This is a genomic window from Acinetobacter sp. YH12021 (genome assembly GCF_013420145.1).
Taxonomy (GTDB): Bacteria; Pseudomonadota; Gammaproteobacteria; order Pseudomonadales; family Moraxellaceae; genus Acinetobacter; species Acinetobacter towneri.
This window is the reverse complement of record NZ_VOYT01000066.1, coordinates 1-1,476: the sequence shown is the minus strand read 5'-3', so window position 1 is coordinate 1,476 and position 1,476 is coordinate 1. Positions and strand designations below refer to the sequence as shown.

Annotated in this window: 2 protein-coding genes and 1 pseudogene; all 3 read left to right on the top strand. The window is 39.3% G+C overall.

Going from position 1 to position 1,476, the window contains the following annotated elements; all coding sequences use genetic code 11:
- The coding region (locus tag FTT91_RS14685; RefSeq protein WP_218944809.1) for a hypothetical protein at positions 1-315 on the top strand (315 nt) is incomplete at its 5' end.
- 86 nt (positions 316-401) lie between these two features.
- A complete protein-coding gene (locus tag FTT91_RS14510; protein ID WP_078081115.1) occupies positions 402-1,277 on the top strand; it encodes an SDR family oxidoreductase in 876 nt (291 codons plus the stop codon).
- 74 nt (positions 1,278-1,351) lie between these two features.
- Positions 1,352-1,476 (top strand): annotated as a pseudogene (locus tag FTT91_RS14505) (CmlA/FloR family chloramphenicol efflux MFS transporter); the annotation flags it as partial.

The window sequence follows — 1,476 nt, the reverse complement described above, 5'->3', positions numbered from 1 at the left end:
GTAAATTTTCAGCGTTGCTGGCTCCCCGTCAGCCGGATTGGGTTGCATCGCAGGGGTGTCGAAAGAGTCAACTGCGGTCCAAAGCTGTTGGACTTGGGTGAAAAGGGCGTTTATTCTTCCTATACGTATAGGAAACCTTTATTATACGGTTATAGTAAAAAGGGGGAGAGGAATCTTCCTCTTTTTTATTTTAAAGGGAGATCTCCCATGACACTTCGTAGAAAAGGGTACATCAATGAATTTGATGGCTTATTTGTGATACCAACAATCGGATTAATCCTGTTGAAATTTTATATTTCTATATTTAGAGCATAGGCAGATTGCCTGTGCTCTTTATTTTGTTTGTTTTAAATTGGTATTGAATGATACCAATATTACATGATTAATGGAGGAGATTATTTATGACATTTAATAACAATGAAAATACACGTGTGTGGTTTATTACAGGTGCAAGCAGTGGACTAGGATACGAATTCACAAAAAAAGCATTGGAGTCAGGAGAGAAGGTTGTTGGTGTTGCTAGAAATATTGAAAAACTGAATGAGTTAAAATGCCAGTTTGAAGGAATGTTACTTCCTTTAAGTCTTGATGTTACTGATAGAAGTGCTGTTTCGACTACAGTGGAAACTGCCATTAAACATTTTGGAAGACTCGATATTGTCATTAACAATGCAGGGAATATGGTAATGGGAATGATTGAAGAATTTAGTGAAGATGAAGTTAGAAGCCAAATGGAAACTAATTTCTTCGGTACAGTATGGGTAAGTCAAGCTGTTATGCCGTACTTGCGGGCACAAGAATCAGGTCATATTATCCAGATATCTAGTATTGGTGGACTGATTAGTGGTCCAATGTCGGGAATCTATAGCGCTAGTAAATTTGCTTTAGAAGGATTTAGCGAGGCTTTAGCACAAGAAGCTGCACATTTTGGTATAAAAGTATCTATCGTAGAACCTGGAGGTTACTGGACGAATCTATACTTAAAAATGAGTTTTACTACACAGAAAAAAGAGTATGATTCATTACGTGAAAAGTTGGCCCAACAATATTCAAACGAATCGGTGGATAGTGATCCTAAGTTAGCCGCCGAAGCTATAATGAAACTGGTTAATAGTGAGAATCCGCCTCTCCGATTAGTTCTGGGAAGCCTTGTATATGATTTAGCTGTTGAAAATGCAGAAAAACGTATATTTACATGGAAAGAGTGGGAATCAGTCAGTCGTTCTTCGGAACATGGGATTCCTGCACCAGAAGGATACGGAATAATTGAGGAATAGAAACCCTAAGAAATAAACTCTCTAAACTACAAAAACTAATTAATGATTTAATATGTTTATTAACTTAATCGCCGGGCGCAACGGCTTTCGTCATTGCGTCTCTGGGAGCAGCTTGGTCTTCAACTGCACCGGCCTTTGTCGCTTTCCGTCTACTTCAAGCAGTGGGCGCGTCGGCCATGCTGGTGGCGACGTTCGCGAC

What these genes read in the sequence shown, in the direction of transcription:
- FTT91_RS14510 (WP_078081115.1), top strand. Translation starts at nt 402, where the DNA reads ATGACATTTAATAACAATGAAAATACACGTGTGTGGTTTATTACAGGT.